This is a genomic window from Clostridium sp. N3C (assembly GCF_900095445.1).
Taxonomy (GTDB): domain Bacteria; phylum Bacillota; class Clostridia; order Clostridiales; family Clostridiaceae; genus Clostridium_AU.
This window is the reverse complement of record NZ_FMJL01000024.1, coordinates 1-23,781: the sequence shown is the minus strand read 5'-3', so window position 1 is coordinate 23,781 and position 23,781 is coordinate 1. Positions and strand designations below refer to the sequence as shown.

The 23,781-nt window shown below is 33.6% G+C and carries 33 protein-coding genes; 1 reads left to right on the top strand and 32 read right to left on the bottom strand.

Going from position 1 to position 23,781, the window contains the following annotated elements; translation table 11 throughout:
- Window positions 1-238 precede the first annotated feature (238 nt).
- The 7 genes from N3C_RS08320 to N3C_RS14725 all read right to left on the bottom strand — a co-directional run bounded on the left by N3C_RS08320 (window position 239) and on the right by N3C_RS14725 (window position 8,908).
- Complete coding sequence (locus tag N3C_RS08320) at window positions 239-1,858, bottom strand: Na/Pi cotransporter family protein (protein ID WP_074365571.1); 1,620 nt, start codon at window positions 1,856-1,858, stop codon at window positions 239-241.
- Window positions 1,859-2,534: 676 nt separating this feature from the next.
- The gene (locus N3C_RS08315; protein WP_074365570.1) at window positions 2,535-4,937 is read right to left on the bottom strand and encodes an ABC transporter permease; all 2,403 of its coding nucleotides are present in this window, start codon (window positions 4,935-4,937) and stop codon (window positions 2,535-2,537) included.
- A gap of 75 nt (window positions 4,938-5,012) precedes the next feature.
- Window positions 5,013-5,774, bottom strand: a complete 762-nt coding sequence (locus N3C_RS08310; RefSeq protein WP_074365569.1) for an ABC transporter ATP-binding protein — start codon at window positions 5,772-5,774, stop codon at window positions 5,013-5,015.
- A 128-nt stretch (window positions 5,775-5,902) separates the two neighbouring features.
- Complete coding sequence (locus N3C_RS08305; protein ID WP_074365593.1) at window positions 5,903-7,102, bottom strand: HAMP domain-containing sensor histidine kinase; 1,200 nt, start codon at window positions 7,100-7,102, stop codon at window positions 5,903-5,905.
- A gap of 8 nt (window positions 7,103-7,110) precedes the next feature.
- Window positions 7,111-7,806, bottom strand: a complete 696-nt coding sequence (locus N3C_RS08300; protein WP_074365568.1) for a response regulator transcription factor — start codon at window positions 7,804-7,806, stop codon at window positions 7,111-7,113.
- Between the two features lie 305 nt (window positions 7,807-8,111).
- Window positions 8,112-8,363 carry an LbetaH domain-containing protein gene (locus N3C_RS15515; RefSeq protein WP_373432803.1) on the bottom strand — a complete coding sequence of 84 codons (252 nt, stop codon included), beginning with the start codon at window positions 8,361-8,363 and terminating at the stop codon, window positions 8,112-8,114.
- Window positions 8,342-8,908: an LbetaH domain-containing protein gene (locus N3C_RS14725; protein WP_083604479.1), complete on the bottom strand. Its 567-nt coding sequence runs from the start codon at window positions 8,906-8,908 to the stop codon at window positions 8,342-8,344. The genes N3C_RS15515 and N3C_RS14725 overlap by 22 nt, the downstream gene beginning before the upstream one ends.
- A gap of 250 nt (window positions 8,909-9,158) precedes the next feature.
- Between N3C_RS14725 and N3C_RS15435 the strand changes: the two genes are divergently transcribed.
- Window positions 9,159-9,287 carry a hypothetical protein gene (locus tag N3C_RS15435; RefSeq protein WP_278281069.1) on the top strand — a complete coding sequence of 43 codons (129 nt, stop codon included), beginning with the start codon at window positions 9,159-9,161 and terminating at the stop codon, window positions 9,285-9,287.
- A gap of 227 nt (window positions 9,288-9,514) precedes the next feature.
- Here the strand turns inward: N3C_RS15435 and rpsI are convergent, their stop codons facing one another.
- The 25 genes from rpsI to rplX all read right to left on the bottom strand — a co-directional run.
- On the bottom strand, window positions 9,515-9,907 hold the full coding sequence (gene rpsI, locus N3C_RS08290; RefSeq protein ID WP_074365567.1) for a 30S ribosomal protein S9: 393 nt from the start codon (window positions 9,905-9,907) through the stop codon (window positions 9,515-9,517).
- A gap of 24 nt (window positions 9,908-9,931) precedes the next feature.
- Window positions 9,932-10,366, bottom strand: a complete 435-nt coding sequence (rplM, locus tag N3C_RS08285) for a 50S ribosomal protein L13 (protein ID WP_074365566.1) — start codon at window positions 10,364-10,366, stop codon at window positions 9,932-9,934.
- Window positions 10,367-10,514: 148 nt separating this feature from the next.
- Entirely contained in the window at window positions 10,515-11,249 is a 735-nt protein-coding gene (gene truA / locus N3C_RS08280; protein ID WP_074365565.1) for a tRNA pseudouridine(38-40) synthase TruA, read from the bottom strand.
- A 15-nt stretch (window positions 11,250-11,264) separates the two neighbouring features.
- Window positions 11,265-12,074, bottom strand: a complete 810-nt coding sequence (locus tag N3C_RS08275) for an energy-coupling factor transporter transmembrane component T family protein (RefSeq protein WP_074365564.1) — start codon at window positions 12,072-12,074, stop codon at window positions 11,265-11,267.
- 18 nt (window positions 12,075-12,092) lie between these two features.
- The gene (locus N3C_RS08270) at window positions 12,093-12,941 is read right to left on the bottom strand and encodes an energy-coupling factor transporter ATPase (RefSeq protein WP_074365563.1); all 849 of its coding nucleotides are present in this window, start codon (window positions 12,939-12,941) and stop codon (window positions 12,093-12,095) included.
- Window positions 12,926-13,771 carry an energy-coupling factor transporter ATPase gene (locus N3C_RS08265; protein ID WP_074365562.1) on the bottom strand — a complete coding sequence of 282 codons (846 nt, stop codon included), beginning with the start codon at window positions 13,769-13,771 and terminating at the stop codon, window positions 12,926-12,928. Before N3C_RS08265 ends, N3C_RS08270 begins: the two co-directional genes overlap by 16 nt.
- Window positions 13,772-14,081: 310 nt before the next feature.
- Window positions 14,082-14,423: a 50S ribosomal protein L17 gene (rplQ, locus tag N3C_RS08260; protein WP_074365561.1), complete on the bottom strand. Its 342-nt coding sequence runs from the start codon at window positions 14,421-14,423 to the stop codon at window positions 14,082-14,084.
- Between the two features lie 12 nt (window positions 14,424-14,435).
- On the bottom strand, window positions 14,436-15,383 hold the full coding sequence (locus tag N3C_RS08255) for a DNA-directed RNA polymerase subunit alpha (RefSeq protein ID WP_074365560.1): 948 nt from the start codon (window positions 15,381-15,383) through the stop codon (window positions 14,436-14,438).
- A gap of 141 nt (window positions 15,384-15,524) precedes the next feature.
- Window positions 15,525-16,145 (bottom strand): 30S ribosomal protein S4, encoded by a 621-nt coding sequence (rpsD, locus tag N3C_RS08250; protein ID WP_074365559.1) that lies wholly within the window; start codon window positions 16,143-16,145, stop codon window positions 15,525-15,527.
- Window positions 16,146-16,172: 27 nt separating this feature from the next.
- A complete protein-coding gene (gene rpsK, locus N3C_RS08245) occupies window positions 16,173-16,568 on the bottom strand; it encodes a 30S ribosomal protein S11 (RefSeq protein ID WP_074365558.1) in 396 nt (131 codons plus the stop codon).
- A 15-nt stretch (window positions 16,569-16,583) separates the two neighbouring features.
- Entirely contained in the window at window positions 16,584-16,952 is a 369-nt protein-coding gene (rpsM, locus tag N3C_RS08240) for a 30S ribosomal protein S13 (protein WP_074365557.1), read from the bottom strand.
- 118 nt (window positions 16,953-17,070) lie between these two features.
- The gene (gene rpmJ, locus N3C_RS08235) at window positions 17,071-17,184 is read right to left on the bottom strand and encodes a 50S ribosomal protein L36 (protein ID WP_009488082.1); all 114 of its coding nucleotides are present in this window, start codon (window positions 17,182-17,184) and stop codon (window positions 17,071-17,073) included.
- 15 nt (window positions 17,185-17,199) lie between these two features.
- The gene (infA, locus tag N3C_RS08230) at window positions 17,200-17,418 is read right to left on the bottom strand and encodes a translation initiation factor IF-1 (RefSeq protein WP_074365556.1); all 219 of its coding nucleotides are present in this window, start codon (window positions 17,416-17,418) and stop codon (window positions 17,200-17,202) included.
- 18 nt (window positions 17,419-17,436) lie between these two features.
- Window positions 17,437-17,715 carry a KOW domain-containing RNA-binding protein gene (locus tag N3C_RS08225; RefSeq protein ID WP_242944067.1) on the bottom strand — a complete coding sequence of 93 codons (279 nt, stop codon included), beginning with the start codon at window positions 17,713-17,715 and terminating at the stop codon, window positions 17,437-17,439.
- Window positions 17,716-18,065: 350 nt separating this feature from the next.
- Window positions 18,066-18,719 carry an adenylate kinase gene (locus N3C_RS08220; protein ID WP_074365555.1) on the bottom strand — a complete coding sequence of 218 codons (654 nt, stop codon included), beginning with the start codon at window positions 18,717-18,719 and terminating at the stop codon, window positions 18,066-18,068.
- Window positions 18,720-18,741: 22 nt separating this feature from the next.
- The gene (gene secY / locus N3C_RS08215) at window positions 18,742-20,025 is read right to left on the bottom strand and encodes a preprotein translocase subunit SecY (RefSeq protein WP_074365554.1); all 1,284 of its coding nucleotides are present in this window, start codon (window positions 20,023-20,025) and stop codon (window positions 18,742-18,744) included.
- A gap of 2 nt (window positions 20,026-20,027) precedes the next feature.
- A complete protein-coding gene (rplO, locus tag N3C_RS08210) occupies window positions 20,028-20,468 on the bottom strand; it encodes a 50S ribosomal protein L15 (RefSeq protein WP_074365553.1) in 441 nt (146 codons plus the stop codon).
- A 59-nt stretch (window positions 20,469-20,527) separates the two neighbouring features.
- Window positions 20,528-20,707: a 50S ribosomal protein L30 gene (rpmD, locus tag N3C_RS08205; protein ID WP_074365552.1), complete on the bottom strand. Its 180-nt coding sequence runs from the start codon at window positions 20,705-20,707 to the stop codon at window positions 20,528-20,530.
- 12 nt (window positions 20,708-20,719) lie between these two features.
- Complete coding sequence (gene rpsE / locus N3C_RS08200; protein ID WP_074365551.1) at window positions 20,720-21,217, bottom strand: 30S ribosomal protein S5; 498 nt, start codon at window positions 21,215-21,217, stop codon at window positions 20,720-20,722.
- 14 nt (window positions 21,218-21,231) lie between these two features.
- The gene (gene rplR / locus N3C_RS08195; protein WP_074365550.1) at window positions 21,232-21,594 is read right to left on the bottom strand and encodes a 50S ribosomal protein L18; all 363 of its coding nucleotides are present in this window, start codon (window positions 21,592-21,594) and stop codon (window positions 21,232-21,234) included.
- Between the two features lie 19 nt (window positions 21,595-21,613).
- Complete coding sequence (gene rplF, locus N3C_RS08190) at window positions 21,614-22,156, bottom strand: 50S ribosomal protein L6 (RefSeq protein ID WP_074365549.1); 543 nt, start codon at window positions 22,154-22,156, stop codon at window positions 21,614-21,616.
- A gap of 276 nt (window positions 22,157-22,432) precedes the next feature.
- Window positions 22,433-22,831, bottom strand: coding sequence for a 30S ribosomal protein S8 (gene rpsH / locus N3C_RS08185; RefSeq protein ID WP_074365548.1), 399 nt, complete (start codon window positions 22,829-22,831; stop codon window positions 22,433-22,435).
- 31 nt (window positions 22,832-22,862) lie between these two features.
- Entirely contained in the window at window positions 22,863-23,048 is a 186-nt protein-coding gene (locus N3C_RS08180) for a type Z 30S ribosomal protein S14 (protein ID WP_074365547.1), read from the bottom strand.
- Between the two features lie 12 nt (window positions 23,049-23,060).
- Window positions 23,061-23,606, bottom strand: a complete 546-nt coding sequence (gene rplE / locus N3C_RS08175; RefSeq protein ID WP_074365546.1) for a 50S ribosomal protein L5 — start codon at window positions 23,604-23,606, stop codon at window positions 23,061-23,063.
- A 22-nt stretch (window positions 23,607-23,628) separates the two neighbouring features.
- Window positions 23,629-23,781: 50S ribosomal protein L24 (rplX, locus tag N3C_RS08170; RefSeq protein ID WP_074365545.1), on the bottom strand; the 153-nt coding region annotated here is incomplete at its 5' end.

The window sequence follows — 23,781 nt, the reverse complement described above, 5'->3', positions numbered from 1 at the left end:
ATTTCTAAAATCAACTTAACTAGATTTTAAAAGTAGTTTCCTCCTTTCTTTAATTTAGTATCTTTTTTTATTTTTCCCTAATCATTAAAAATTATTATAAATATCAAATGAACTACCAAAGATATAGCCTTCAATAAAAACATTAAATTTCAAATATAATAAAAAAAGCGAGTAAGCTCGCTTTTCCAATAATAGCTACAGAATAAATTTATACATCCTGACGCTACAAGCTGTAAAATTAATTATTAACAACTGTCTCCGCTATATTAATAGCATGGTCTCCTATTCTTTCTAAATTACTTATAATATCTAAAAATACAGCTCCGCAATAAGCTCCACATTGGCCAGCATTCAATCTCTTAATGTGAGCTTCTCTATATTCCCTCTCAAGAGTATCGATTCTCTCCTCAATCGAAGTTATACTTTTAGCCTTTTCCACATCATGATGTTCATAGCTATCTATGCTACCTTCTAAAGAATTTATAGTATACTTGTACATATGACCTAAATTTTCTATAGCTTCCTCAGAAAAATCCAGTTTTCTTACAATTTTTTCTGTTGTTAAATCTGCAATATTCTCTGCATGATCTCCTATTCTTTCTATATCATTAACCACATGGAAAGTTGAAGTTACTATAGCTAATTGTTCCTCTGATAGGTTAGTATTAGATAACTTTATTAGATAGTCTGTAATCTCATTTTCTAGTAAATTTATTAATTTTTCATTCTCATAAACCTTTTTAATTAAGTTTTCATCATTTGATTCAAAAGCTCTCATAGCTATTTCTAAATTTTCCTTAGCCTTGTTAGCCATTCTTATAGTTTCCTTAACCATCTGTCCTACAGCTATAACTGGAGTTTGCAAAACTCTATCATCTATGTACTTAGTTCCCATAACTTCTTTTTCATCTTCACCTGGGATAAGCTTATTAACAAATGCAACCAAATACTTTGTAAACCATATTAATATAAAGGTGTTCGCTACGTTAAATATGGTGTGTATGTTAGCAATTTGTCTCTGTATATCACGAGGTGAGTTTCCTGGTCTTATCAATTGAGCAATATCTACTAAGTAATCTCTTAATGGTATAAAAATTACAGTACCAATGATATTGAATATAACATGAATTAAAGCTGCTTTTCTAGCACTTTTAGAGGCTCCAACACTGGATAAAAGAGCAGTAACACAAGTTCCTATATTACAGCCAAATATGAATGGAATAGCCACCGATAAGGTAATCTCTCCTTGACTAGCTAAAACTATCAATATACCAGTGGTAGCAGAAGAACTTTGTATTATGGCAGTCATTAGTAATCCTGTGCCAAGGGCAATAATCCAATTTTCTGACATTAATAGCATAATATTTTTAAAGCCTTCATTTTGCCGAAAAGGCTCCATAGCAGCTCCCATTATGTCCATACCTAAAAATAAAACACCAAAGCCTAATACTATATTACCAATTTCCCTGTTCTTTTTCCCCTTAGAAAAGATAACTAATGCTGTTCCTATGCCAATGAAAATAGGTGCTACAGATGTTAAATTTAATGATACCATCTGAGCAGTAATAGTAGTTCCTATATTAGCTCCCATGATAACTCCAGTAGCTTGGAATAAATTCATCAATCCTGCATTAACAAATCCTACTACCATTACCGTAGTAGCACTACTACTTTGGATAATCATGGTAACAACAGTACCAACAGCTACCGCTACAAACTTATTAGAAGTAACTTTCTCTAAAATTCCTTTTAATCGATCTCCAGCTGCATTTTCAAGACCATCACCCATTACTTTCATTCCGTAAAGGAATAGTCCTAATCCTCCTACAAGCTGAACAAGCATTTGCGTAACTTCCAAACAAATCCCTCCAATATATTATTTCATCATAGGCATTAAAATATACATTTAAAAATTCCATGATAATATTATCATTATTTTTGCAAAATAGTTATGCTTTTTGTAATACTTAACATAGATTTAACATACATAGTTTTCCCCAATATTTACTAAAAAAACGTCAGATCTTAATCAATCTGACATCTTATAACTAATCTAAAAATCATAGACTAATATATTTCTTTTATATAAATATAAGCATCCCATCTGAATTACTAAAATTTAAAAGAGTATCTTTTTCAGATATAATTACAAGTACATATATATTCAACCCATGATTTTCTACCTCTTCAGCCATCTTTCTATAATACAAAGCACTTAAATATGGATAAGTCTCTTTATCATAATATAATTCTCCACATCAGTTGCTAAAAATAAATCCAACGGATTGTCCTAACGTGTCAACATTTTTTAGCTTAATTGCACACCACAATGGAGTTACTATTTGCTCCTTAGCTCACTGTACCAAACTTACATAATCCTTAGTATCATCTAAAGTTCACTAATAAAACAGCCTAAATAATCAAATGTTACAACAACTTTATGAAAAAAAGGTGGATTATATATAATTTGGTATGTATACAATAAAAACCTTCGATAACATACTATTGTATTGTTTCGAAGGTCTATTGAATAATTACTCTACAATAAGCACTCTAGCTTCTACCCTTTTGACTCTTCCTGACTTAACATAAGCTGCCAATGCAAATACAACTGCCATAAATACAATTGGAATTATCCTTGAAAGAATACTAAAATCCTTCTCAAAATTGTATATTCCAAAGGATTTAAATATTAAGTCAAACAGATACCTGCTAAACAGAAGATCAAGTACTATTCCAATAATTGATCCAATCACTGATGAAACTACAAATCTTACTACAAGCTGAATTCTAATCTTTTTAGATGTAAATCCAAGAGATTTATATATACCATAATCTCTTTTTTCCTTTATAATAATTTTTCCGCAAAGAATGGACACAGTGATTATTACGAAAATAGCTCCCAAGACATATATTAAAACTGTAATTCCATAAATAGCCAGTTGAATAATTGCTAACTGTTCAAATGATCCTGCTTCCTCACTATGTGCATCTACCATTGCAAAATCCACACCATATTTATACTCATGGGACAGTTCTTTGATAACCTTTGTCACTACTGTTCTATCATCCACTAAATAATTTATATCTACAAGCTTACTACTTCCATTATCTTCATCTATAAATTTCTTATAGCCTTCATAACTCATGGCAAAATTTTTACCCACATCGTAGGCTGAATTATATATTCCACTTACTAAAAAAGTTTCTTCTCTTCCATCCTTTTTAATATTGACTTCATCGCCAATTTTCAGATTAAAGCCCTCAGCCATTAAGGGTGTAATGACAATTTCATTATCATAAAGACAAGCTCTCCCTTCCATAATTGATGCAAGAAATTCCGGTCTGTCAATAATATAACAATACATTAACAAATCATCAAAAATCATATACTGACTTCCACTTTTATACTTCTCATAGTTTGTATATAATCCTATAATTTCATCTGCCCTTGCTTCCACCTCTTTGGAAATATATCTTGCATTAATATCACTCTTGGCAACAGAAAACATATTTATCATCGTATCCTGATTATTGGCCCACTTACAGGCATCATTCATCATGATTATACATGCTGTTAAAAGGGACGTAATAATAATGGCTGCGATATACTGTTTCTTTTCTGACACAAACTGTCTGTAGGCCAAGGATGCGTTCAAAAGTTTTTTAGAAATGGGCAGTTTTAATCTGCTGGAAAAATGCACACTATTTAATCCACCGTTGATAGCTTTAAGTGGAGTAAGTCTTTTTAATTTTACTGTCTTTAATAAAATAAATAGTACAATCATAAGCAACATAACCACTATTGAAACCATAATTAGTAATGGATTCATCTTACTTGAAAGGAAAAGGCCCGAGGATGGCATTGTTACCTTACTTATGAATTTCACCACCGGAATTGATATAGGAATTCCCACCAATATTCCCATAAAGGCAGCAGATAGATAACCTATAACTATTGTGGTGCGCAAATCTCTATTGGTCATTCCTACTGCTTTTAAAATCCCAATATTTTTATAATCAAACTCAATTCCACTTTTTATATTATGACCTAGCACAATAAATGTAGCTACAAGAAAAATTATTACAAAAAGAATCAATATGGCTGAAAATATATTTGAAATCATCATCATGTATTCATGGGCTTGTTCCTTTGAAAAACTTATGAAACAATAACCTGCAAAATCACTCTTTGAATTTAGTTCTTTTTCAAACTCTATAGAATTTAAGTTAGAACCTTCTTTTTTCTGTATATTAAGTAGCTTTGATCTTTGAAAAATCATATTTTTATCTTCTATTTCATAGCTGTTTGCCATGTCAAGCATCTCTTTAAAGCTTTCCTCTGATGTCAAAACAGTCTTAATACCTATCACGGAAGCTCCCATAAATGGATCCTCAAAATATGATGCTACTGTATAGGCACGAGTATTATTATCATTTCCTAGCACTATAATATCCCCAATCTTACAGTCGTACATACCTATGTAGCTAGTTGGTACGCTTACTTCACCTTTCTCCAGTTTCTTATTAATTACCTTACAATTTTCATCATACTGAGTATAGTGTAAGCTTTTATCATCTTGAGAAAGTATTAATAAGTTGCTTCCGCTTGAATGGCCATTACAATCTCTTAACATTGTATAAATAACATCAGACATTTTCACATCACTGACGTCCTCACAATATTTAATGTTATTTGCTATAGTTTCAGGTTCAACTCCCAATTTTTGAAGTTGAAGATATGGTCTAAGAGCTGCAAGCATATCTCCAAAACCATTTGCCTCCATAACCTTTTCAACTCTCTTATTAGAATTAATATAAAATGTTATTATAGAAAAAAAAGTAATAGAAAGCAGCATCATTAATAGGAATATGCCAATATAAACCCCTTTGTTTTTTCTCATGTTTCCCTTTATTACTGTAGTAATATGTTTCACCATAAGCCTCCTCTCTTTATCCCCAAGTCTCCAATGACCTTTGGCCTCCTCATAGATTTTCTTTTTTTGCTTTCTCTACCATTGCATAGAAATTAGCCATGCATTTACCTGTATTTCTCTACTTTTTCTCTTTTCTGGATCAAAGGGAGAAAGTTCAAGTTCACCACACACTTTCCCATCCTCCAAATAAATTAATCTATTTGCAAAAATTGCTGCCTTAATATCGTGTGTAACCATTAATATACTTTGGCCATCCCTATTAAGCTCTGTCATCAGCTGTAATACCCCCTCGGTGTTTTTTCTGTTTAAAGCACCGGTTGGTTCATCTGCAAATAATAATCCTGGCTTGTTGATTACTGCTCTTGCAATTGCCGCTCTCTGCGCCTCTCCACCAGAAACCTGAGAAGGCAAACGTTTTGCAGCAGCAGAAATATTCATCTTTTCCATTAGTATTGCTGCCCTTTCTTTAACTTCCTTTTGACTCATACTATTATTCATATATCCCGGAACTAAAATATTCTCTTCTAATGAAAGATTTCCCACCAGATGAACCTGCTGAAATACAAATCCAAACTCATACACTCTTAAATCCGAAATTTTCTTTTCATTGTACTTTGTTATATCTTGTCCACGATATAAAACCTTTCCTGCTGTTGGCTTATCCATACCTGACAGACTATATAACAGTGTTGACTTTCCTGATCCGGAAGAACCCATGATTACTGTGAAGTCCCCTTCATAAATCTTTAAGTCCAAGTCATTTAAAACATGATTTTGTACACCTTCATTTGAAAAACTTTTGCAAAGTTTATTAGCCTCTAAAATAACATTTTTCATTGTTCATTCCTCAACTTTCTCAATTCATTTAGACTGCTTTTATTTACTCTCATATATAAAATATCAAACAAATTATTATGAAATCCTTAAGAAATCTAACTTATAAAAAAAGCAACCGAAGTTGCTTTTTATTCTACAGGAAAATATAGCCTGACAATAAGTCCATTGTCATTTTCCAAACTGACTTTTCCGCCCATCTGTTCACAAATATAATTTACAATAAAAAGTCCCAGACCAGCACCTGGCTGATTGCCCACATTTTTTCCTCTGTAAAATTTCTCAAATACAAAAGGCATATCTTCATCAGATATCCCTGGTCCATAATCTCTTATCTTAATTTCGTATACTTTTTCTACCTTAAAATTAAATGAAATACCTTCTTCCCTATCAATAATTCTCGTTTCTATTTCAATATTTGAGTTCGGTGCATACTTCTTTGAGTTTGCAATTATATTTCCAATTATCTGCTCAATCCTATTTTTATCTGCATAGAGTAGCTCTGCTTCATCAGGTTCCCTCACTAGTTTGACTCTATCATCCATACCTAAATTTTCTATGCAACTTTTAATTAGCTCATGAATAAGAACCTTTTCTTTCTTTATCACAAGATGATTAAGATCGTGAAGGGAATGTACAAATATATCATTTGTAATTTGGGCAACCTCGTCACATTTTTTCATTATTACTTGTGCATATCTTTCTCTCCGTTCTATATTCTTATCCATGTTCATAATAAGAGCTTCTGCATAACCTCTTATTGACGCTATTGGAGTCTTTATATCATGGGATAAAGTTGCTATAACAGTTTTATTATTTTCTATTGCCTCTTTTTCTCTTTGCCTTGCATTGATTATTTCTGTTCTCATGTGGTCAAAGGCCCAGGTGAATCTTCCAAACATGTTTACACGTTTATATCTAAAATCTTTTTCAAAATTTCCAGAGGCAATTTCCTCTGCATATTCTTCAAGTTCATCAAAGGGTTTTAATATAAGGTTGTAGATGCATGTAAAAACCACTATAACAAAAATAACACAACTAATAAAGGTGATAAGAATCAAAACACTGTAATCCATATTCTGTATAGTATCTGTTTCTTTAATTGCTTCCATCAGCTTATGAAGCTTGTCCATGGCTAGTCTAGAATCTGTTTCATTGAGCCTTCTAACTTCATTTAATGCCACAATCAATTCACCTTTTGAATTTGCTAAATCTGTCTTATCTTTTACTTTATTATTAACTACAAGCAAAAAAAGAAAGATAATTGAAAGAAATAACAACATTACAACTGTAAGTACTATTAAATTTTTTCTTGATGTATTTCTTTTCATTTCTCTTATCACTCCATCATATATCCTAGGCCCCAAACTGTCTTTATCCATTTAGGCTTGGAGGGTTCCTTTTCAAATTTTTCTCTAAGCCATCTTATATGCACTGTAAGAGTGGATTGCTCAACGTCACTATATGGTCCCCATACCTTATTTATGATTAGTTCTTTAGTAAGAACCTTCCCTTTATTTTCAATCAAATAAATAAGCAAATCATATTCCTTAGGTGCCAGACCTACAACTACGCCATCTTTCTTCACAAGCCTAGAGTTCTTGTCAACCACTACCTCACTATTATCTGGAGTAATTATTTTAATAGAGTTATAGCCTTCCTTAGTCCCGTATGTTCTCCGAATAATGGCATTAATTCGTGAAAGTAATTCCTTAAGTGAGTAGGGTTTAGATAGATAATCATCTCCCCCCATATCAAGTCCATCCACCTTATCCTTCTCGCTTGTTCGAGCGCTTGCAAAAATTATAGGAACATTTGAAACCCTTCTTAACTCCCTGCACAACTCAAAACCAGTGCCATCTGGAAGATTAATATCCAATAATATAAGCTGAGCCATATTTTCTGAAAGTATCCTATAAGCTTTATCCATGCTATCAGCATACTTTACTGTATACCCATTATCCTCTAACATATCGCAAATTAGCATGGAAAAATCCACATCATCATCTATAACTAATATATATTCCTTATCCATAAACGAATTTCTCCTTATGTATATAGATAATATTAATTATTTATCATTTTCACTGTCCATTTAGCTCTAACAGTAAAATTAGTTAATTGAGAGTTGCCTTCTATTAATTGTAAATTTAATATTTACCGTTAATCCCATATAATTAATTATTTATCACCATTATACATGTCAAATAAAATAATATAAAGAAAAATGGCTAAAAAATTTTAAGGAGCGCCCACACTTGCGCTCCTTATACTTACTTTCTTGCAAGATTATCTCTTTGTGCACTGACTAATTCTCATTCTATGATAACCCTATACCCATTATTTTGGATCATATTTAGCAATAAAATCATCTATGGGTAAAAAGAAATCATCGTATCGTTCCCTAATTTGCTCATCTGACCAATCCCACCAACATATCCTATTAAGAGCTTCAATCTGTTCTGGATTATATCTGTAACGTACAATCTTTGCTGGTGCTCCAACAACAATAGCATAGTCAGGAACATCCTTGGTGATAACAGCGCCAGCTCCAGCAATAACTCCATTTCCTATGTTTGCTCCATTTGTAATAGTAACATTACGACCAAGCCAAACATCGTTACCAATTTTAGTTTTTTTGCCTTTGGTATTATTCCCTTAGGTTTAATCCCCTCGATATACCATTCACAATTTTTATTATCTTCAAATGTATCTGGCAAATAATCGTTTACAGCCTTATCATGATAAATGAATGGACTTGTTGACATATATTGAGTAGCATGATTTTGAACCAATCTTGTTCCTTCTGCAAAGCTACAAAATGCCCCTATACTTTCGCAAAAGTTTATGCTATATGTTGTAATAATATCTCCATAGGAATGTCTTCCTACTTTACCAGTTACATTTGGAGAAGTATCATAATAAGGAAACTTCAATTCATAATATTCAAGTTTTTTTTCATTCAGCTGATCCATTAATAGTTGGAAATTTTCGCTATCCTTTGCTAGTGTAAATATGAATACAACATTATCTAGATTCAAATTATCAACTTCAGATAGTGGAAATACTTCTTTATTATATCTACAAACATGATTATCAAAAATATATGCTGTTTCTATGCCATAAATTTCTTTCATTATCAATTTAGTCTGAAGTCAGATATCTCCCAATGGAAATAAAGCTATTTCTTTTCCCTCATCCAAACATTTCTCTATTATTTGTTTTATTTCTTGCACTAAAGTCATTATTCATTTCCTCCTTAAAATATATTAATATTCAAAAAATATTAAACATATATCATTATCCCATAAGTATTGTACAAAAACTAATTGAATATAAAAAATTCTATATGTTCATATAAAGTCTGTCAAGAAAGAGGAATTTATAGTGATCAAATTCTATATTCATTATTTTTTTAAAAGACATCATACAAATCAATGGGAAGTAGCTAATGAACTTAATATGGCCAACTATACATTGTCATGCTGGTTAGAAACAGAATTAACACCAGAATAAGAGAAAGCTATTTTCCTAGCTATCAATAGACTTCAAGATAAATTGAAGAATATCTAAATTACGGCTAGTGTATATACTGGTGTTGTCGATAAGTTCAAAAATCAAAACAGCTAACATAATGGAGAGTATTTTAAGAGGTAAAACAAAAAAAGCACCAATCAAGTAAAATTGGATAAAAAATATCCCCAAGAATATCGAATTCTTGGGGTTTGTAATCTCTTTGATAATTATCTCTTTGAGAACTGAGAAGCTCTTCTTGCCTTTTTAAGACCGTATTTCTTTCTTTCCTTCATTCTTGGATCTCTAGTTAAGAAACCAGCCTGCTTAAGTGTGCTCTTAAGAGTTTCATCAGATTTAACAAGAGCTCTAGCTATACCGTGTCTTATAGCTCCAGCCTGACCTGTAAATCCACCTCCGTGTACATTTACAAGTACATCAAACTTATCCTTTAATCCAACAAGAACAAGTGGCTGATTAACTATTATCTTTAATGTTTCTAAACCGAAATATGTATCCATATCTCTGTTATTTATAACAACTTTTCCTTCTCCTGGAACAAGTCTTACTCTAGCAATGGACTTCTTTCTTCTTCCTGTTGCACTATATTGAACTTTAGCCATGATTTTTCCTCCCTCCATCTTCCATTAGTACTTTAATTCAAGTACTTCTGGTTTTTGTGCTGCATTATTGTGTTCAGCACCTCTGTATACCTTAAGCTTCTTAAGCATTTTTCTTCCAAGAGGTCCCTTTGGAAGCATTCTTCTAACTGCTTCTTCAAAAGCGAATTCTGGCTTTTTAGCTAAAACTTCTCTGTAAGGAGTTTCTTTTAATCCACCTGGATATAATGAGTGATGTCTCATAACCTTTTGATCTAGTTTCTTTCCTGTTAAAACTACCTTTTCAGCATTAATAACTATAACGTAATCTCCAGTATCAACATTTGGTGTGAATGTTGGCTTATTCTTACCTCTTAATATTGTAGCAACCTGGCTAGCAACTCTACCTAATGGTTTTCCTGCAGCATCAACTACATACCATTTTCTCTCTACTTCATTTGGCTTTGCAATGTATGATTTCATCTTTTTCCCTCCCTAATAAAACCTGTGTTTATTACTTTTCTATTAAAAGACCCGGGGCTAGTGGATCTTATTAGCTTCCATTAACAAACATTATCATTATAATACAATCAGCCGGGCGTGTCAATGCATTTTTGAGAAAATACATGAATTAATAATAAACCTTTTCCAAGCATAAACCTTGGGCTGGAGCAACCTTTCCTGGCCTTACTCCTGGCTTTCCATCTAAAATTAAAGGTATCTGCTCAGGTAAAATCTTACCTTGACCAACATCAATTAAGGTACCAGCTATAATCCTCATCATGTTATATAAAAAACCATCTGCAGTTCCATATATTTTTATGAATTTTCCCTCTTTTAATACTTCTAATTGACTTATAGTTCTTACTGTTGTTTTTACAGAACTACCTAATTTTCTAAAGGCTTGAAAGTCATGAGTTCCTACAAAATACTTTGCTGCAAGGCTCATATCATATATATTTAAGGGTTGCCTTATATGACATACATAATTTCTATAAATAGGAGAATTAACTTCTTGATTTAGTATAGTATAACAGTAAGTTTTCCCTTTACAGTCATACCTTGAATGAAAATCCTCTTCAACTTCTAAAGATTTATGTATCCGAATGTCCTCAGGAAGCTTAGCATTTAACGCATCTCTAAACTTACCTTCAGCAATCATACTATTTGTATGAAAGTTGCACACAAATTCTTTGGCATGCACTCCTGCATCCGTTCTGCTGCAACCTGTTACAGAAATTTCTTCTCCTGTTATACTTAAAACACTTCTCTCCACGGACTCTTGAATTGTAGGCGCATTTTTTTGCCTTTGCCATCCAGCATAAGCAGTACCATCATACTCCAAAACTAATTTTATATTCCTCATTTTATCACCATATATTTAAGGTAAATTGGTCTTGTTGATTAATATGGTTACTACTATTAATAAAATAAAAAAGAGTACAGCTATAAAATCATTATAGCTTAATTTTAAGACCTTCATTCTGGTTCTGCCTTCTCCACCTTTATAACATCTAGCTTCCATTGCCATAGATAGTTCATCAGCTCTTCTAAAAGAACTAATAACGAGAGGAACTAACAAAGGAATTAAGCTCTTTGCTTTGGCTATAATATTTCCAGAATCAAAATCTGCTCCTCTAGCCATCTGGGCCTTCATAATTTTATCAGTTTCATCTATAAGAGTTGGTATGAATCTTAGTGCTATAGTCATTATCATAGCTATATCGTGAGCAGGCACCCCAATTCTTTCAAAAGGCTTTAACAACTTCTCTATTCCATCTGTTAACTCTATAGGAGAAGTGGTAAGAGTTAATATAGAAGTACCTGCAATTAAAAATATTAATCTTAATGCCATGAAAGCTGCTTGTATCAAACCTTGATCATAAACTTTCAGAAAACCTAATTGAAAAACCAAATTTCCATTTCTAACGGTAAAAACATTAAGCACTGCAGTTATTATCAAAAGAACGAAAACTGGCTTTAACCCCTTATATATGAATTTCGGTGATAATTTTGCTATAGCTAATATAGTAGCCAATAATAAAATTATAAGTATGTATCCTGTAAAATTATCAATTATAAAAAGATTAACTATGAATACAAGGGATAATATAATTTTTATCCTAGGATCTAATTTGTGCACAAATGATTCTCCAGGCACATATTGACCTATAGTTATATTCTTTATCATCTATTCACCTTCTTCCAGCTACTTTAAAATTCTTTGTAAAGCTTCTACAGCCTGGCTGGTAGTAAAAATATCCTCTGACAGATCAAAGCCCTTTTTCCTTAGTTCCTTTACTAAATATGTAACCTGAGGCACTGCCAACCCTACAGACTCTAGCAATTCACTTTCTTTAAATACCTCTGCCGGCTTACCATCTAATATGGCTTTGCCCTTATGCATAACTAAAATTCTATCTGCCAGTTTTGCTACATCCTCCATGCTATGAGACACAAGAATAATTGTCATACCATATTCACTATGCAATTTTTTAATCTGATATAAAATCTCATCTCGGCCTTTAGGATCCAATCCAGCAGTAGGCTCATCTAAGATAAGTACCTCCGGTTCCATAGCCACAACCCCAGCTATAGCTACCCTTCTCTTTTGCCCTCCACTAAGTTCAAAGGGAGACTTATCCTTATACTTCTCGTAGTTTAAGCCTACTATTTCCATGGCCCTTTTTACTCTAGAATTAATCTCTTCTTCCGATAGACCTAGATTACGTGGTCCAAAGCTTATATCCTTTTCAATGGTTTCCTCAAACAATTGATATTCTGGATATTGAAATACAAGTCCAACTTTCTTTCTAATTTCACTTAGCTTTACTTTACTATCAGTAATACATGTATCATTAACTATAATTTTACCGCTGCTAGGCTTTAATAGACCATTTAAGTGTTGAACAAAGGTAGACTTACCAGAACCTGTATGTCCAATCAATGCTACAAACTCTCCATCCTTTATTTCTACAGTCACATTATCCAATGCCTTCTTTTCAAAGGGGGTTCCTTGCATATATATATGTGTTAAATTCTCTATTTTAATTGACATAACGCATTCACCATCTCACTAATTGTTAAAATATCTGTGCTAATATTAATACCCTTCTTATTTAGTTCATAGGCTATTTCTGTAACCTGTGGCACATCCAAACCTATACTTTTCATCTCTGGTACTTTACTAAAGATCTCTTTAGGTGTTCCTTCCATTTTTACTTTACCTTCATCCATTACTATAATTCTGTCAGCCTCCACAGCCTCTTCCATATAATGAGTGATAAGAATAATAGTAATTCCAAAATTTTTATTAAGCTCCTTTATAGTATTAATTACTTCCTTTCTACCAGATGGATCTAACATAGCTGTAGGTTCATCTAAAATTATGCAATCTGGCCTCATAGCCAATATACCTGCAATAGCAACTCTTTGCTTTTGACCACCGGATAATAAGTGAGGGGCGTGTTTTCTATAATCATACATATTGACGGTCTTTAAAGATTCGTCAACTCTACGTCTAATCTCATCACTTGGTATTCCTAAGTTTTCAGGTCCAAAAGCTACATCTTCTTCAACTATAGTTGCCACTAGTTGATTATCTGGATTTTGAAAAACCATACCCGCTTTACTTCTTATCTTCCAAAGCAAATCTTCTTGGGATGTATCCATACCATCAACATAAACTTTACCTTCACTAGGAAGCAATAAAGCGTTCATGTGTTTAGCGATTGTAGACTTTCCAGATCCGTTATGGCCCAAAATAACTAAAAACTCACCCTTTTTTACCTCTAGATCAACGCCATCTACTGCTATCTTATCTGTCTGGCCATCCTGAGATTGATACTTAAATACTACATTTTCACAACTTATCATATTATCTGGCATAAATCTAACCCCTTTTAATCAATGTAACAGCCAATATAAGTTTGACTAATTTTCATCTAAGGATTACATGTAATCCCCAATATAAATTAGACTTATTGTGTATCTGAATCTAATTTATATTAAGGACTAATACCTTATATATACTACATATAATCTTCAATACATATAATTTAATATAGATTTTTCTTTCTATATTGAATATTTACATTCCACAACTAATCTTTTTATGAACTTAGGAATAAATAGGAAAACATTTTATTGTAATAAAAGGGGGACTAAGTCAGACATATACTTAATCCCCTTCAAACATTTATACCAACTCAAGGATTACAACTTCTGCTGCGTCTCCTCTTCTTGGTCCGACTTTATACATTCTAGTATATCCGCCTTTTCTTTCAGCATACTTAGGAGCTATATTGTCAAATAAGTTATCAACGACATCCTTCTCTGTAACAAAAGAAAGCACTTGTCTTCTTGCATGTAAATCTCCTCTTTTTGCAAGAGTGATCATTTTTTCAGCAAGAGCTCTAGTTTCTTTAGCTCTAGTAACTGTTGTTTCTATTTTGCCGTGCTTTAAAAAGCTAGTAACTAGATTTCTAAGCATAGCTCTTCTATGGTCTGTAGGACGACCTAATTTACGATATCCAGCCATGTCTATACCTCCTTACTCTTCGCTCTCTTTTAAACTCAACCCAAGATCACTAAGTTTCTTTTCTACTTCTTCTAATGACTTCTTACCAAGATTTCTAACCTTCATCATATCTTCTATAGTTCTCTCGGTTAATTCTTGAACAGTATTTATACCTGCTCTCTTTAGGCAGTTGTAGCTTCGGACAGATAAATCAAGCTCTTCGATAGTCATCTCAAGAACTTTTTCTTTCTTGTCTTCTTCTTTTTCTACCATAATTTCTACATCATTAGCGTGGTCTGTTAGAGTCATAAATAATTTGAAATGCTCAATTAAAATTTTGGCTGATAAGCTAATAGCTTCATCTGTCTGGATAGTTCCATTAGTCCATATTTCTAAAGTTAGCTTATCATAATCTGTAATCTGACCTACTCTTGTGTTTTCTACAGTAAAGTTAACTCGCTTTACCGGAGTATATATGGAATCAACGGGAATTGTGGATATTGGATAGTCTTCTCTTTTATTTTTTGCTTGAGATACATATCCTCTACCACTATTAACCATTATTTCCATATACAATTTTCCATCTTCGTCAAGGCTAGCAATATGTAAGTCTTTATTTACAACTTCTATATCGCCGTCAGTTTTAATGTCACCGGCCTTAACTTCTCCGGGTCCTTCAGCTTCAATAGTAATAGTCTTAGGACCTTCACCATGCATTTTCAGAGCCAGGGATTTTATATTAAGTATTAATTCAGGAACATCTTCCTTTACCCCTGGAATTGTAGAAAATTCATGTAAAACTCCATCTATTTTTACCGCATGTGCCGCAACACCTGGCAAGGATGAGAGAAGAATTCTCCTTAAGGCATTACCTAAGGTAATTCCATAACCTCTCTCAAGGGGCTCAACTACAAACTTGCCATATGTGCCATCTTCACTAGATTCTACACATTCTATTTTTGGCTTTTCTATCTCTAACATTCACAAACCCTCCTTATTAATTAAATGGCAACCTTATTTTGAGGGCAACTGATTCATTTTTGCCAAGTTTGAACTATTTACTTAGCTGTATATATCTCAAACTAAGCCATTCAATGTTAATTCCTCAATATGAATTAATTATTACTTGCTGTATAACTCAACGATTAGTGTTTCGTTAATTGGAACATCAATATCAGCTCTTGATGGCTCAGCAATTACTTTTCCTTCAAAGTTTTCTGGATTTCCGCTCAACCAATTTGGAAGAGTTTTTGGATTTTCAGCAAATGCTTTGAACATTTCTTTTTGTCTGCTCTTCTCTTTAACTGTTATAACATCATTAACAGATACTTGATAAGAAGGAATATCTACTTTCTTACCATTTACTAAGAAATGTCCATGAGTAACAAGCTGTCTTGCTTCCTTTCTAGAATCTCCGTATCCTAATCTATAAACTACATTATCTAATCTCATTTCTAGTAATCTTAGCAAGTTTTCACCTGTGATTCCTTTTAGTCTATCAGCCTTTTCATAGTAAGTTCTGAACTGACCTTCTAGGATTCCGTAGATTCTTCTTGCCTTCTGCTTTTCTCTTAATTGAAGTCCGTAGTTTGATAACTTCTTTCTGTTTGCACCGTGCTGACCTGGTGCGGAATTTCTTTTAGCTATTGCACATTTATCTGTATAACATCTGTCGCCTTTTAAGAAAAGTTTCATACCTTCTCTTCTGCAAAGTCTACATACAGCGCCAGTATATCTTGCCATAATCTACACCTCCTGTTGCTTCTATAATTATACTCTTCTTCTTTTTGGTGGTCTGCATCCATTATGTGGTATAGGAGTAACATCCTTGATCATTGTTATTTCTAAACCAGCAGCTTGAAGGGCTCTTATTGCAGCCTCTCTACCTGCTCCTGGGCCTTTAACAAATACCTGAACAGTTTTCAAGCCATGTTCCATTGCTGCTTTACTTGCTGTTTCAGCTGCCATCTGAGCAGCAAAAGGAGTACTCTTTCTTGAACCTCTAAAGCCAAGAGCTCCAGCACTAGACCAAGAAAGTGCATTTCCTACGCTGTCAGTTATTGTAACTATTGAATTGTTGAAAGTTGACTTAATATGAGCTGCTCCATGCTCAACATTTTTTCTTTCTTTTCTTCTTCTTACCTTTTTCAACTTTTGAGCTGCCATTCTATTCCCTCCTTACTACTTCTTTTTCTTACCAGCGATTGTTCTCTTTGGACCTTTTCTAGTTCTTGCATTAGTCTTAGTTCTTTGTCCTCTTACTGGAAGGCCCTTTCTATGTCTAATTCCTCTGTAGCAACCTATTTCTATAAGTCTCTTTATGCTTAAAGCAACATCTCTTCTTAGGTCGCCTTCAACCTTAATATTCTTGATATAATCTCTTAACTTATTAACTTCTTCTTCAGTTAAGTCTTTTACTCTAGTATCTGGGTTTACTCCGGTTTCAGCCAGAATCTTTCGAGAAGTTGGTAGACCAATTCCATATATATAAGTAAGTCCAATCTCAACTCTCTTCTCTTTTGGTATATCTACACCAGCAATTCTTGCCATTAAAATTTACACCTCCTAGGTTTTGCATCTATAGTTCTATTAAATTTATATAAAGTTTTGGTTAGTAGTTATAAAACTACTACAGCCGCTCCCAAAACTAAATAACCGGTTAAGAGTATTAACCCTGTCTTTGCTTATGCTTAGGGTTTTCACATATAACCATTACTCTGCCTTTTCTTCTAATAACCTTGCATTTTTCGCATATAGGTTTTACTGACGGTCTTACTTTCATAGTTAACCCTCCTTATTACTTAGCTCTCCAGGTAATTCTTCCTCTAGTAAGATCATATGGAGAAAGTTCTACTGTAACTTTATCACCTGGAAGAATTCTAATAAAATTCATTCTTAATTTTCCAGATATATGACCTAATATTTTATGGCCACTTTCCAATTCTACTAAAAAAGTTGCATTTGGTAAAGCTTCTAATACAGTACCTTGCATTTCAATTACATCTTCTTTTGACATAAGGTAATCAAACCTCCTTTATATGCCATTTAACTGCAAAAAACTTCTTATGGCTGAATCATTCAACCTTTTTCCTGATAAAATGTCTTTCTTTATCTCCTCAGCTATTATATCAGTAAAGCGCAGATGCCTCAACTTTTTTTTCTTTGGTTTACTCTCAGGCCTCAACTTTCCATCTGTCAATAGTACATAGTTATCATCAATCACGTCCATTATTATATACAACTTACCGCTATCTCTTCCAGCTGTTGAAAGTACCACTCTGCCTAATAGCTCTTCCTTATTCAAAGCCTTCACCTCACTGCTTCCCCTATAATGTGTACAGCCTGCATTTATACAATTATTTCAATCCGGTATTTCTCTTATGAACTTGGCGGCTCAGATCTAGCACCTTAATATTAGGTAACACAGCTAATACTTAAAATATCAACTGCCGAAAGCACAGCATTTTGAAAATACCATTATATTTATAGAGGCAATATTATACTTCAAAAACTTGATTTACTTATCATAGTTATATATTTATTCTACAGTTGCTATTTTGTGCAGTTGTAAAACTAGGCTTCACTACCTCTTATATTGCTGCAAGAGTATGCATATAGCCTTACCAATAAGCTTTATGTCTTAAAGATATACCTTGTTCAACTTCATTTTTTAGTATCTTCTAAAACCTTTGATATATTTTCAAAAACTAGGTCAATGTCTTTACTGCCATCCACTTTAAACAATATATCTTTATTTTCATAATATCCCACTAAAGGAGAGGTTTGAGACAGATATACTTCCAATCTTTCTTTAAGAGTTTCCTCAGTATCATCTTCACGGTGAATAATACTGTTACCACACACATCACATTTTCCTGGTGTTGCAGGAGGATTATACTTTATGTGATAGCTAGCACCACAAACAGGGCAGCTCCTTCTGCCAGTCATTCGATCGAGAATAAATTCACTTGACACATCAATTAGTACCACTGCATCAAGCTTATTCCCCAATCCTTCTAAGTACTGGTCAAGAGCCTTAGCCTGGTCAAGAGATCTCGGAAATCCATCTAATAGAAATCCCTTTTGACAATCTCCTTGGCTAAGTCTTTCCAGTACTAAAGATATAGTAATAGAATCTGGCACTAAGTCACCATTCTCTATATATTCCTTTGCCTGTAACCCCAAGCCAGTATGCCTAGAAATATTTTTTCTAAATATATCTCCAGTAGATATATGCGGTATGTCATATCTTAAACTTATTAACTTAGCTTGCGTTCCCTTACCTGCTCCTGGAGGTCCCATTAATACAATTCTCAATTTATTCATCCCCAAATATCAATTACTTTAAGAATCCTTGGTAATGTCTCATTACAAGCTGGGACTCTAAAGTTCTAACGGTTTCCATAGCTACGCTTACCATAATCAATATTGAGGTTCCTCCAAGAGAAATATTTTTAAATGAAGTATAATTTTGTACTATAACAGGCACTATTGCAATTATAGTAGCAAATACTCCCCCAATAATAGCAACCTTTGTTAATACTTTAGAGATATGTTTAGCAGTAGGCTTTCCTGGTCTGATCCCGGGAATAAATCCTGCTGATTTATATATGTTCTCAGCCATTTCTTCTGGCTTGAAGTAAATTTCTGCATAGAACCATGAGAAGAATATAACTAATATAGCATATAATATTGGATATAAAACTGATTTATCATTAAAAGGACTCCAAGCGTTATCGGTTATGAAAGTAGCCCAAGCTTTTTTTGGGAAAAACTGAGCAATTGTCGCTGGGAAATTCATAACAGACACAGCAAATATAATAGCAATAACTGCAGTTGCAGTTAAATTAAAAGGTATATGAGATGATTGTCCTTTAAAAGATTTATTACCTACAGTTTTGCCAGCATATTGAACACTTATTCTTCTTTCTGCCATGCTCATAATTATTACAGAAATTATCATAGCAATAGCTACTATGATAAACACTATTAATTGAACTAAATTTATTGTCTTAGTATTATATGATACAAATATTCTTGCAATAGTATCAGGGAATCTAGACAAAATATTGATAAATATTAATAGAGAAACACCATTTCCTAAGCCTTTAACAGTAATAACATCACCAAGCCACATCAAGAATGAAGAAGCTGTTGATAATGTAATTACAATCAAAAATACATTTATAGCAGAATCATCTGCAATTCCGTTGAAATTCCTAATTATAATATAGGTAGTGTATGCTTGAATTAGACCAAGTACAATGGCTACATTTCTTGTATATTTCTGCAGCCTCTTTCTTCCATCATCACCTTCTTTACTTAACTGCTCCAAATATGGAATAGCAACAGTAAGTAATTGCATAATAATGGAGGCATTGATATATGGTACAACTCCCATAGCAAATATGTTAAATTGGCTAATAGCTCCACCGGTCATTAAGTTATATAAACCTAAAAATGTATTTTCATTATTCTCCATAGCACTGCTTAGGAGTTCTCTATTTATTCCTGGAACGGGTATATGGCTTCCAAGCCTATATACCGCAATCAAGAATAATGTAAATAAGATCCTCTTTTTAAGTTCAGGTACCTTGAAGGCATTTTTGAGAGTTGACAGCATTATTAAATCACCTCAACTTTTCCTCCAGCAGCCTCAATTTTTTCAGCAGCTGTTTTTGAAAATTTAGTTGCTTTTACTGTCAATCTCTTATTCAAGTCTCCATTACCTAGTATTTTAACTCCGTCATATAGTTTGCTTACTATACCTTTTTCAAGTAATACTTCTGGTGTCACAACTGCTCCATCTTCAAAAACATTTAATCTATCTATGTTGATTACTGCATATTCTTTAGCAAATATATTTGTAAAACCTCTCTTAGGAAGTCTTCTATATAAAGGCATCTGACCACCTTCAAATCCTGGTCTAACTCCGCCGCCAGTTCTTGCATTCTGACCTTTTTCACCCTTACCAGAGTTTCTGCCTAATCCAGAACCGGTTCCTCTACCAACTCTTTTTGGTGATTTTTTAGCACCAAAAGCTGGTTGCAACTCGTGAAGTTTCATAAGTTTACACCTCCTGTTATTATTCCTGCATTACAGACCAAACAGTCTATCTTCATTTATTATACTTCTTCAATCTTAACTAAATAGTTAATTTTATTTACCATACCTCTTATTTGAGGAGTATCCTCATGTTCTACTACATTTCCTATTTTCTTAAGACCAAGAGTCTTAGCAGTAGTAATATGTTCTGCTTTTCTTCCGATTAGACTCTTAGTTAAAGTTAATCTAAGTTTAGCCAAGGCATTTCCCTCCTAACCTAGTATCTCTTCAACGGTCTTGCCTCTCAATTTAGCAATCTGTTCAGCAGTCCTTAAGGATGCTAAACCGTTGATAGTTGCACTTACCATATTTTTAGGATTATTGGAGCCTAATGATTTAGCTCTAGCGTCTTTAATTCCAGCCAATTCAAGTACAGCTCTTACAGGTCCACCTGCGATAACTCCTGTACCTTCGCTAGCTGGCATAATTAAAACTTTACCTGTTCCAAATACACCTTCTACAGCATGAGGAACTGTATTATCAACTATAGCTACACTAACTAAGTTTTTCTTTGCATCCTCAATGCCTTTTCTTATTGCTTCAGGGATTTCTACGGATTTACCGATACCTACACCAACGTGTCCGTTTTCATCGCCTACTACTACAAGGGCGCTGAACCTGAAGTTTCTACCACCTTTAACAACCTTAGCAACTCTATTTATACTAACAACTTTTTCTTTAAGGTCTAGTGTGCTAGGATCTATTCTCATTTATTTCCCTCCTTCTAGAATTCTAAGCCAGCTTCTCTTGCTCCTTCAGCAAGTTCTTGAACTCTTCCGTGATAAATATATCCACCTCTATCAAAAACAACTGATTTAATACCTTTTTCAATTGCTCTCTTAGCTACCATTTGACCAACTAATCTAGCAGCTTCTTTGTTGCTTCCCAATTTTGCGCCAAAGTCCTTTTCTAATGAAGAAGCAGCAACTAATGTCTTTTGAGCTACATCATCTATGATTTGAGCGTAAATATTTCTTTCACTTCTGAATACACAAAGTCTTGGTCTTTCAGCAGTTCCAGTAACTTTTTTACGTACTCTCAAATGACGCTTCTTTCTTGAGAAACTTCTGTCTTCTTTCTTAAACATCAAAGTCCACTCCTTTCAACTATTTTTTACCGGTCTTACCTTCCTTACGTCTGATAACTTCATTTTCATACTTGATACCTTTTCCCTTATAAGGTTCAGGCTTTCTCCAGCTTCTGATGTTTGCAGCTACTTCACCAACTAGCTCTTTATCAATTCCCTTAACAACTACTTTGTTTGCTGCTGGTGTTTCGAAGGTAATACCTTCAACCGCTTCTATCTCTACAGGATGAGAGTATCCAAGGTTCATAACTAACTTCTTACCTTGAACTTGAGCTCTATATCCTACACCTATCAAGTCAAGAGACTTTTGATATCCCTCGCTTACGCCTTTTACCATATTATTTAATAACGCTCTTGTTAAGCCATGTAGTGCTTTTTGTTCTTTACTATCACTTGATCTTGTAACAACTACGCTATTATCTTCAACAGCAATTTTTATGTCCTTGCTCATAGCCTTAGTTAACTGTCCCTTTGCTCCTTTTACTGTAACAACGTTGTCTGGCGTTACAGTAACAGTTACTCCTGCAGGTAAGGCTATCGGCAATCTTCCTATTCTTGACATGACTACACCTCCTGTTAGACTTATCTGGTACAAAACATTATCTTGCTTTGTTACTTTACATCTTTCCGATACAAAACTTTTGTGGAGATTTAAATCTCCAACATATAATCTGATACTTATATATCAGTTTAACTTTTGGTCTATTCCTACTAAAAATAGAACCGTATATTAGTACTAGAGCATAACTCGTGACATTCTTCATGTCACGCTACTCTATGCTACTATAATCTATCTTAATTAAATATGTTAAATTCAAATTAATCTCTTATTCTTGTATTACCAAATGTAGCAGATTACTTCTCCACCTAAGCCTAATTTTCTAGCTTCTCTATCAGGTAAAAGACCCTTTGAAGTAGAGATTATTGCCACTCCAAGACCATTTAATACCTTTGGCACTTCATCCTTCTTGCAATAAACTCTTAAACCAGGCTTTGATATTCTCTTTAATCCGCTAATTATCTTTTCCTTACCTGGACCATATTTTAAAGAAAGTCTTAACATTGGAACAACACCGTCATTATATTCTTCTACGTCCTTAATGTAACCTTCTTGAAGCATTATATTTACAATAGCCTTCTTAATTTTTGAAGAAGGTACTTCTACTATTTCATGTCTCGCTGTATTTGCGTTTCTCACACGAGTTAACAAATCTGCGATAGGATCTGTCATAACCATTAAATATGCCTCCTTTCACTACAATGAATTATTACCAGCTTGCTTTTCTGCATCCAGGAATTTGGCCCTTATAAGCAAGCTCTCTAAAACAAATACGACAAATTCCGTACTTTCTTAACACAGCATGTGGTCTTCCACATATTCTGCATCTTGTATAAGCTCTTGTCTGATATTTAGGCTCTTTCTTCCACTTTTCAATTATTGCCTTACGTGCCACAGTTTCCCCTCCTTATTTCTGAACAAATGGCATTCCGAGGAATCTTAATAATTCTCTTGCTTCCTCATCTGTCTTTGCAGTTGTTACAAATATTATATCCATACCTCTTACTTTATCAATCTTGTCATACTCTATTTCAGGGAATATAAGTTGCTCTTTAACTCCCAAGGAATAGTTTCCTCTTCCATCGAAAGCTTTATCTGAAACGCCTCTAAAGTCTCTAACTCTAGGAAGAGCTACATTCATTAACTTATCAGCAAATTCATACATTTTCTGCTTTCTTAAAGTTACCTTACATCCTATTGGCATGTTCTCTCTTATTTTAAAGTTGGCTATGGACTTCTTTGCTCTTGTAACAACTGGCTTCTGACCAGTGATTATCTGTAAATCATTCACAGCAGATTCAAGAACCTTAGGATTATCCTTAGCCTCTCCAACTCCCATATTTACCACAATTTTTTCTAGCCTTGGAACTTCCATTATGTTTTTATATCCAAACTTTTCTACTAAAGCTGGAACTACTTCGTTTATATATTTTTCTTGTAGTCTTGAACTCATTCGGTTGACCTCCTTTCAAATATTAGAATGTTTCTCCGCACTTCTTGCATACTCTTACTTTAGTTCCATCTTCTAATACCTTATGAGCAATTCTTGTAGCACTCTTACAGCTTGTGCAGTATAACATAACTTTTGAGCTGTAAATAGGTGCTTCTACGTGAATTATTCCACCGTT

Coding starts and splice junctions, on each gene's coding strand:
- rpsD (WP_074365559.1), bottom strand. CDS start 16,145: ATGGCAAGATATACTGGCGCTGTATGTAGACTTTGCAGAAGAGAAGGT.
- rplM (WP_074365566.1), bottom strand. CDS start 10,366: ATGAAATCATACATTGCAAAGCCAAATGAAGTAGAGAGAAAATGGTAT.
- rplR (WP_074365550.1), bottom strand. CDS start 21,594: ATGTTTAAGAAAGAAGACAGAAGTTTCTCAAGAAAGAAGCGTCATTTG.
- infA (WP_074365556.1), bottom strand. CDS start 17,418: ATGTCAAAAGAAGATGTAATTGAAATGCAAGGTACTGTATTAGAAGCT.
- truA (WP_074365565.1), bottom strand. CDS start 11,249: ATGAGGAATATAAAATTAGTTTTGGAGTATGATGGTACTGCTTATGCT.
- rpsE (WP_074365551.1), bottom strand. CDS start 21,217: ATGAGAATAGATCCTAGCACACTAGACCTTAAAGAAAAAGTTGTTAGT.
- rpsK (WP_074365558.1), bottom strand. CDS start 16,568: ATGGCAGCTCAAAAGTTGAAAAAGGTAAGAAGAAGAAAAGAAAGAAAA.
- rplO (WP_074365553.1), bottom strand. CDS start 20,468: ATGAAACTTCACGAGTTGCAACCAGCTTTTGGTGCTAAAAAATCACCA.
- N3C_RS08255 (WP_074365560.1), bottom strand. CDS start 15,383: ATGTTAGAGATAGAAAAGCCAAAAATAGAATGTGTAGAATCTAGTGAA.
- N3C_RS08270 (WP_074365563.1), bottom strand. CDS start 12,941: ATGTCAATTAAAATAGAGAATTTAACACATATATATATGCAAGGAACC.
- secY (WP_074365554.1), bottom strand. CDS start 20,025: ATGCTGTCAACTCTCAAAAATGCCTTCAAGGTACCTGAACTTAAAAAG.
- rplE (WP_074365546.1), bottom strand. CDS start 23,606: ATGAGTTCAAGACTACAAGAAAAATATATAAACGAAGTAGTTCCAGCT.
- N3C_RS08275 (WP_074365564.1), bottom strand. CDS start 12,074: ATGATAAAGAATATAACTATAGGTCAATATGTGCCTGGAGAATCATTT.
- rplQ (WP_074365561.1), bottom strand. CDS start 14,423: ATGGCTGGATATCGTAAATTAGGTCGTCCTACAGACCATAGAAGAGCT.
- rpsM (WP_074365557.1), bottom strand. CDS start 16,952: ATGGCAAGAATTGCTGGTGTAGATATACCAAAAGAGAAGAGAGTTGAG.
- N3C_RS08305 (WP_074365593.1), bottom strand. CDS start 7,102: ATGAAAAGAAATACATCAAGAAAAAATTTAATAGTACTTACAGTTGTA.
- rpsH (WP_074365548.1), bottom strand. CDS start 22,831: ATGGTTATGACAGATCCTATCGCAGATTTGTTAACTCGTGTGAGAAAC.
- N3C_RS14725 (WP_083604479.1), bottom strand. CDS start 8,908: ATGAAAGAAATTTATGGCATAGAAACAGCATATATTTTTGATAATCAT.
- rpsI (WP_074365567.1), bottom strand. CDS start 9,907: ATGGCTAAAGTTCAATATAGTGCAACAGGAAGAAGAAAGAAGTCCATT.
- N3C_RS08300 (WP_074365568.1), bottom strand. CDS start 7,806: ATGGATAAGGAATATATATTAGTTATAGATGATGATGTGGATTTTTCC.
- rplF (WP_074365549.1), bottom strand. CDS start 22,156: ATGTCAAGAATAGGAAGATTGCCGATAGCCTTACCTGCAGGAGTAACT.
- N3C_RS08265 (WP_074365562.1), bottom strand. CDS start 13,771: ATGCCAGATAATATGATAAGTTGTGAAAATGTAGTATTTAAGTATCAA.
- N3C_RS08310 (WP_074365569.1), bottom strand. CDS start 5,774: ATGAAAAATGTTATTTTAGAGGCTAATAAACTTTGCAAAAGTTTTTCA.
- rpmJ (WP_009488082.1), bottom strand. CDS start 17,184: ATGAAAGTAAGACCGTCAGTAAAACCTATATGCGAAAAATGCAAGGTT.